The sequence below is a fragment of the Pseudomonas sp. 34 E 7 genome (genome assembly GCF_900005715.1).
Lineage (GTDB): Bacteria > Pseudomonadota > Gammaproteobacteria > Pseudomonadales > Pseudomonadaceae > Aquipseudomonas > Aquipseudomonas orientalis_A.
The window spans coordinates 178,279-184,938 of the sequence record NZ_CVTX01000169.1 but is presented as its reverse complement, the minus strand read 5'-3'; the positions used below and the strand labels follow the sequence as shown (position 1 = coordinate 184,938).

Below are 6,660 nucleotides of genomic sequence, written 5' to 3'. Positions count from 1 at the left end.
CGGCTAACCCGGCGTCCTGCCGGGTTGCCCACGGATTCAAGCCTGCGTTCGGCCAGCGTGGTTTAACGGGGCGCCTAAGATCAAGATCAAAAGCCAGATCAAGGGCGACTCGCTTCGCATCGTGGTTAGCGTTGGGTGCTACCGCGTTGTGTCGATACCTATGGCTGTCAGGTGCCCGCGGGGGCATCCGGCACGTGCGGCAGCGGCGTACCCTTGGGCCATAGCATCCAGATCTGTCCCTGCTGCTTCATGTTCCCCGCCAACTCGCCTGCTGCTTCGCCTGTGCCCCAGAACAAATCTGCGCGTACTTCTCCGGTGATGGCGCCGCCGGTGTCTTGGGCTGCGACGGGTCTGGCGATCGGTGAGCCGTCGGGTTTGGTGGTGGACAGCCACAACAGGCTCCCCAGCGGAATCACCTTGCGGTCAACCGCTACGCTGTATCCCGCCGTCAAGGGCACGTTCAGCGAGCCGCGCGGCCCTTCATTGCTGTCGGGGCGGGCGCTGAAGAACACGTAGCTGGGGTTGCTCGCCAGCAGTTCGGGGATGCGTTGCGGGTGCGCCTTGGCCCAGGCGCTGATGGCGGCCATGCTCACGTCTTCCTTTTTCAGCTCGCCCTGCTCGACCAGCCAGCGACCGATAGGGCGATAGGGATAGCCGTTCTGGTCGGCATAACCCACGCGCAGTTGACGACCATCGGCCAGTTGAATACGCCCGGAGCCCTGGATCTGCAGGAACTGCAGGTCCATCGGGTCGGTCAGCCAGGCGATCGGCTTGGCGCTCGAGCCTTGGCCGTTGAGGGTGCCGGCATCGTCATATGGCTTGAGCACGCGGCCCTCCAGGCGACCGCGCAGGCGTTTGCCCTTGAGTTCCGGGTAGATGGCTTCCAGGTTGACGATAATCAGGTCGTCCGGCACGCCATACACCGGCACATGGGCGGTGGCGGTTTCGGTGAGGCTGCCGGGGTAGACCGGCTCGTAGTAGCCGGTGATCAGGCCGTTCGGCGTGTTGTCGGCTGAACGCAGGCCAAATACATCCAGGCGCTCCTTGAGGAACCCGCGAACCGCCACGGCATCGCCCGGCACGCCGGCTGCGGCTGCGCAAGTCGCCCCCCAGACCGGGTCGGCCTTGAGGCGCTGGCAGGCACTGCGCCAGGATTCGAAACCTGCCAGCAGATCGCTGTCGGAAACGGACGGCAGCGCCTCCCACGGTGCGCTCACGTAAGTGGCGACGGCATGGGGTTTGGCGGCTTCTTCTTTGGCGGGTTCTTTGCCCGCGTCCTTGCCCAGGTCGCAGCCGGCCAGCAGCGCGATCATCGGCAGAGCCCACGCCAGGCGGCTCCAGGGTTTCCAATTGTCATTCATGCACGTAATTCCTGAAGCGATTGCCCGGGCTTTATCGCGTTGGGCAACCCTTATTATTAATAGGGCTATTGGTCTTTGCGGACGAGGCGGGGATACTGGCCGCCGTTTTCCGTGAGCCTGAGCCACCATGACTTTTAAACATATGACGGTTGTAGTGCTGGCCTGCCTGGCCTTGTCCGCCTGCGGCGGTGTTGACCCCAATTCGCCCCTGGGCCAGCGCAAGGCGATCTTCAAGCAGATGCTCAAGACCAGCGAAGACCTGGGTGGCATGTTGCGCGGGCGTATCCCGTTCGACGGCGCCCGGTTTGCCGACGGCGCGGTCAAGTTGGACGTGTTGGCCCATGAACCCTGGCAGCATTTCCCGAGCGTACGTGAAGACGACCACACCAGTGCCAGGGACGAAGTGTGGCAAAAGCAGGCGCAATTCCAGCAACTGGCTCGTGACCTTGAAGCGGCCACCGGTGAATTGGTGACCGCAAGCCAGGTCCAGCCCTATAAGGCCGGCAGCCTTCAACCTGCGGTGCAGAAAGTCGAAGATGCCTGCAGCGCTTGCCATAAGCAGTTCCGGGACCATTGACCGGTTTTACTGGTCGAGTTCTTCCACCGCATCCTGCAACTCTTTGCGCGATTCGGCGAGCTTGTCCTTGCGCTTGTTGATCTTGTCCGCATCGCCTTTTTTCATGGCCTTGTCGAGGTCGGCTTGACGGCGGCTGACTTCGTGCTTGGCATCGAGCACCTTGTTTTCGCGCTCTTTCTTCAGCGATGCGTCAGTGCAGTTGGCGGTGACCTCGCTCAGGGCTTTTTCCAGCCCGGCCTGTTGGGCGCTGTTGCCATGGGCCTTGGCCTGTTCGATCTGGGTACTGATGGCTTGGCGCTTGGCGGCGCAGCCTGTCAGTTGGGGGGCTTCGTCGGCGGCCAGCAGCGGCGTGGTCGTGAAGCTTGCAAAGGTGAGTAACGCAAGAGGGGCAAGAAATTTCATATAAGGGCTCCAAGGTAGCAATCAGAGGGCCGGGCCGGTTTCAAAAACCGTCTATGCCGGCGCCATGTAATATTTCAGCCAATGCCTGTACCTGCGGGTCGCGGAAAAAAGCGCTCAGTTGCGCTGCGCGTCCCGGGCCGATGCCGTCAGAGGCCAGCCAGGCTTGGGTGTCTTTGGCGACCAGCGTATGCCAGTCGCCCTGCAGGTTGTTGCGCGCCGCGGGCGGCACCCCCAATGCTTTGAGCCATTGTGCAAAAGGCCGTTTGCGGGCGCTGTGAATACTGTCGAGCACCCGCGTACGGGTGCGTTCGCCGAAGCCATCAATGTTAGCAAGCTCTGCCGCATCCAGGGTCAACCAATCGAGAAAGCCTGCGATTAGACCGGCCTGGATCAATACGTTCCAGGTCTCACGCCCCATATGGGGCAAGGCCAGGCCCTGGTTGCTGCTCAGCCAGGTGAGGCGCGAGAGCAGTTGCTCCTCGCAACCAGGGTCCAGTTGCCAGCAACTCAAGGCATGAAAGTCGCGAGTATCGGGCACCGGCACTTCCACCCGGGTCTTGTTGCGCAGGACCACCTCGTCGAGCCGGGGAATGACCTGGCCGGCCAGGCTGATGGACACCTGGTCGCCGGGACGGATGTCCAGGTTCTGCCAGTTTTTCAGCGAGCCTGCGCTGACCCGCCTGATTTGCCGATCATCCAGCCACACGGGGTCCAGTTCGAGAATCGGTGTGATACGCCCGGTACGCCCGATCCTGAACTGCACCTTGCGCACCAGCGCCAACGCCTTGCTCACCGGGTACTTCCAGGCCACGGCCCAGTAGGGTGCGCTGGCTTTCCAGCGTTTGGCCGGCGCGCGCGCCGCCTGATGCAACACCACGCCATCGCTGGCGAACGGCAGCGGATGGTTGTACCAATGCAGACGCCAACGCGCGGCATCGCTGATGCTGGCGATGGACTGGCTATACCGCTGGCTGTCGGTAAACCCCCACCGCGCCAGCGTGGCCAGGCGCTCGGTGAAGCTGGCCGGGCCCTCGGGCCAGGCCCACACGAACAGCCCGATCCCGCCTGCCTCGGTGTCGCTCAATTGCCGTCGGTTCATCAAGCCAGCCACTTTACTGCGCGCGTTGAGCCCGCCCTGTGCGGACTGTACGTGGTCGTCGAGGCGCCAGTAGAGCTCGCCTTGCAGTACCGCATCGACCGGCTCCGACAGTTGCTGGACGATACCCGGGATTCTGCGGGCGCCAGCTGACCAATCGTGACCGAGCAGGCCGTCGCCGCGGCTGATGAGTTGGTGCAAGCGGCCTTTGCGATACACCAGGGTCACGGCGACGCCGTCGACCTTGGGTTGAATCCAGACGTCCTGTCGGGTGCTGAGCCAATCACCCACTTCGGATGCGTCCAACAACTTCTCCAGACCGGTATGGGCGACCGGGTGGCGGACTGTGCCACGAGCGCTTGCCAGCGGATTGTCAGCCCTGGGTGTGGGTTGCAGCGCGCATTTGCGCCAATGGGCCAGGCGACGCCGGGCCTGGTCGTACAGTTCATCGCTGATGGGGGATTGACCCTGTCGGTGGTAGGCGTCATCCCATTGGCTGACCTGCCTGGCCAACGTGTCGATTTGCGCTCGGACATCATCGGGGCAGTCTTCGGCCCAGGCCCGGCACGCTAGAAAGCTGATCAGGAAAATCATCAACAGACGCATCGTGAGCATCCTTGCTCGGAAAGGGTGCTCAGCCTAAGTGATCGGCACGGCCACAAAAAAGCCCCGACCGAGCGGGGCTTTTTACCGGGTGTTTCTGCTTGGGTGAACAGGCCGCCCCACGCGTGCGGCGCGTCGTTGTTATCCGTCTCGGCGCCGCGCTTTTGCTGGCCCGCGTCGACTTCGGCCGTGGTTTCAACGATTTTGTTGCAACCTTTGAGAAACAAAAAAGCCCCGCCGGTCGAACCCGGCGGGGCTTTGGCGGCCGCGAGCGATTACAGGCCGGCAGCGGTCCGCAGGTCGTTGGCGCGGTCGGTTTTTTCCCAGGTGAAGGTGGTGAAGGTGTCGTCGCCGACCGTCTTCTGCGCAGGGGTACGGCCGAAGTGGCCGTAGGCTGCGGTTTCCTTGTACATCGGGTGCAGCAGGTCGAGCATGGTGGTGATCGCGTAAGGGCGCAGGTCGAAAATCTCACGCACCAACTTGACGATCTTGTCATCGCTGATCTTGCCGGTACCGAAGGTATTCAGCGAGATAGACGTCGGCTGGGCTACGCCAATGGCGTAGGACACCTGGATCTCGCAACGCTCGGCCAGGCCTGCGGCGACGATGTTCTTGGCCACGTAGCGACCGGCGTAGGCGGCGGAACGGTCAACCTTGGACGGGTCTTTGCCCGAAAACGCGCCACCGCCGTGGCGGGCCATGCCGCCGTAGCTGTCGACGATGATCTTGCGACCGGTCAGGCCGCAGTCGCCCACCGGGCCACCAATGATGAACTGGCCGGTCGGGTTGATATGGAACTGGGTGTCCTTGGTGAGCAGTTCGGCCGGCAGCACGTGCTTGACGATCAGCTCCATCACGCCTTCGCGCAGGTCTTTGTAGGAAACGTCCGGGTTGTGCTGGGTGGACAGTACGACGGCGTCGATACCGACCACTTTGCCGCCGTCGTAGCGGCAGGTGACCTGGGACTTGGCGTCCGGGCGCAGCCATGGCAACAGCCCGGATTTGCGCGCTTCGGCCTGGCGCTGCACCAACTGGTGGGAGAAGGTGATAGGCGCAGGCATCAGCACGTCGGTTTCATTGCTGGCGTAGCCGAACATCAGGCCCTGGTCGCCGGCGCCCTGATCTTCAGGCTTGGCGCGGTCGACGCCCTGGTTGATGTCGGGGGACTGCTTGCCGATGATGTTCATCACGCCGCAGGTCGCGCCGTCAAAGCCCACATCGGAGCTGGTGTAGCCGATGTCGGTGATCACGTCTCGCACGATCTGTTCCAGGTCGACCCAGGCCGTAGTGGTGACTTCGCCGGCGATGATCGCCACGCCCGTTTTCACCAGAGTCTCGCACGCCACACGGGCGAACTTGTCTTCAGCAATGATGGCGTCCAGCACCGCGTCAGAAATCTGGTCGGCGATTTTGTCCGGATGCCCTTCAGACACGGACTCGGAGGTGAAAAGGGAGTATTCGCTCATCTCGATGTTTTCCTGATATTTACCGATGGTGAGTGTCGCCAGCCGGTCGCTGAAAATGGCGGACCTGAATCTGGAAACCATTACGTAAACCTACATAGAGGCTTTCCCCGGGAACGAGTCCCGCAGCGGTGGCCCAACGGGCCAGATCGTCCTGTTCAAAACCCAGCCAGAGATCACCGCAGGCCTCCTTGGCCCAATTCTGGTTGTGGCTGCATAAATCCGTCACCAGCAGGCTACCGCCGGGGTGCAACAGCCCGGCCATTTGCCTGAGCGCATCGGCCGGGGCGGCGAAATGGTGCAAGACCATGTTCAGCACCACGCAATCGGCCTGCAGGCGGGTGTCACTCAGGGCATCGGCCAGTTGCAGGCTGACATTGGCCAACGCTTCGCGCTCACACAACTGGCGGGCCAGTTCGAGCATCGCCGGGCTGTTGTCCAGTGCCGTCACCTGCCCGAAGCGTCGCGCCAGGTCCGGCAGAAAACCGCCGTCGCCAGGGCCCACTTCCAAGGCCGTGGCCTTATCACTGAAGCTCAGCTTGTCCAACAGCGCCAGTACGCTTTCGCGGTACTGGGGCAAGCCGGCGATCAGGTCCTGCTGGGCGCGAAACTTGTCGGCGACCCGGGAGAAAAAGTCCTGGCTGGCGGCAGCACGTTGCCCATGCACCTGGGCGATCCGCGCTTGCACAGCGCCGGGCAGGCCCAGGTTGTCGACTTCTTCGAGCAGCGCCGCGTGCAATTTGCCGCCGAGCAACTCGGTGTGGGGCAGGGCGCGGCGGTAAAAAATCGCATTGCCTTCGCGGCGAGTGGCCACCAGGTCGGCCTGGGCCAGTACCTTCAAATGATGGCTCATGCCGGACTGGCCGATGGCGAAGATCTGCGCCAGTTCCAGTACCCCGAATGAATCATTGGCCAGTGCGCGCAATACGTTCAAGCGCAACGGATCACCCGCAGCCTTGCAAAGAGCTGCCAGTTCATCGCTGTCGGCGGGAAGCAGGGAGGGCACGGGTAGGTTCATAAGGCCAGCAGTCTAGAGACGGGTGGTACTCGCCGCAAGGCCAATATCAAAAAGTTTTGATATTGATCGATAAGTGGCGGTTATAAGCAGCCGCTATTGCCTTTAGACGAACCCGCAGCGCAATTGTGCAAGGGATCGGC

General features: G+C 62.5%; 6 protein-coding genes. 1 reads left to right on the top strand and 5 read right to left on the bottom strand.

The annotated features are described in order from the left end of the window. Nucleotides 1-167: 167 nt before the first annotated feature. A complete protein-coding gene (locus BFP96_RS23290; protein ID WP_065937094.1) occupies nt 168-1,361 on the bottom strand; it encodes a murein transglycosylase A in 1,194 nt (397 codons plus the stop codon). Between the two features lie 127 nt (nt 1,362-1,488). Between BFP96_RS23290 and BFP96_RS23285 the strand changes: the two genes are divergently transcribed. Further along, entirely contained in the window at nt 1,489-1,938 is a 450-nt protein-coding gene (locus tag BFP96_RS23285; RefSeq protein ID WP_065937093.1) for a c-type cytochrome, read from the top strand. Between the two features lie 6 nt (nt 1,939-1,944). Here the strand turns inward: BFP96_RS23285 and BFP96_RS23280 are convergent, their stop codons facing one another. From BFP96_RS23280 to BFP96_RS23265, 4 genes are all read right to left on the bottom strand, one after another. After that, a complete protein-coding gene (locus BFP96_RS23280) occupies nt 1,945-2,340 on the bottom strand; it encodes a DUF1090 domain-containing protein (protein WP_065892426.1) in 396 nt (131 codons plus the stop codon). 40 nt (nt 2,341-2,380) lie between these two features. Then, complete coding sequence (ligB, locus tag BFP96_RS23275) at nt 2,381-4,042, bottom strand: NAD-dependent DNA ligase LigB (protein ID WP_065934241.1); 1,662 nt, start codon at nt 4,040-4,042, stop codon at nt 2,381-2,383. Between the two features lie 272 nt (nt 4,043-4,314). Beyond that, a complete protein-coding gene (gene metK, locus BFP96_RS23270) occupies nt 4,315-5,505 on the bottom strand; it encodes a methionine adenosyltransferase (RefSeq protein ID WP_065892428.1) in 1,191 nt (396 codons plus the stop codon). A 19-nt stretch (nt 5,506-5,524) separates the two neighbouring features. Next, nucleotides 5,525-6,520, bottom strand: a complete 996-nt coding sequence (locus BFP96_RS23265; RefSeq protein WP_065896308.1) for an ArsR/SmtB family transcription factor — start codon at nt 6,518-6,520, stop codon at nt 5,525-5,527. Between the last annotated feature and the right edge of the window lie 140 nt (nt 6,521-6,660).

Excerpts from the sequence above, each read along its gene's own strand:
- BFP96_RS23290 (WP_065937094.1), bottom strand. The coding sequence starts at position 1,361 with ATGAATGACAATTGGAAACCCTGGAGCCGCCTGGCGTGGGCTCTGCCG.
- BFP96_RS23285 (WP_065937093.1), top strand. The coding sequence starts at position 1,489 with ATGACTTTTAAACATATGACGGTTGTAGTGCTGGCCTGCCTGGCCTTG.
- BFP96_RS23280 (WP_065892426.1), bottom strand. The coding sequence starts at position 2,340 with ATGAAATTTCTTGCCCCTCTTGCGTTACTCACCTTTGCAAGCTTCACG.
- ligB (WP_065934241.1), bottom strand. The coding sequence starts at position 4,042 with ATGCGTCTGTTGATGATTTTCCTGATCAGCTTTCTAGCGTGCCGGGCC.
- metK (WP_065892428.1), bottom strand. The coding sequence starts at position 5,505 with ATGAGCGAATACTCCCTTTTCACCTCCGAGTCCGTGTCTGAAGGGCAT.
- BFP96_RS23265 (WP_065896308.1), bottom strand. The coding sequence starts at position 6,520 with ATGAACCTACCCGTGCCCTCCCTGCTTCCCGCCGACAGCGATGAACTG.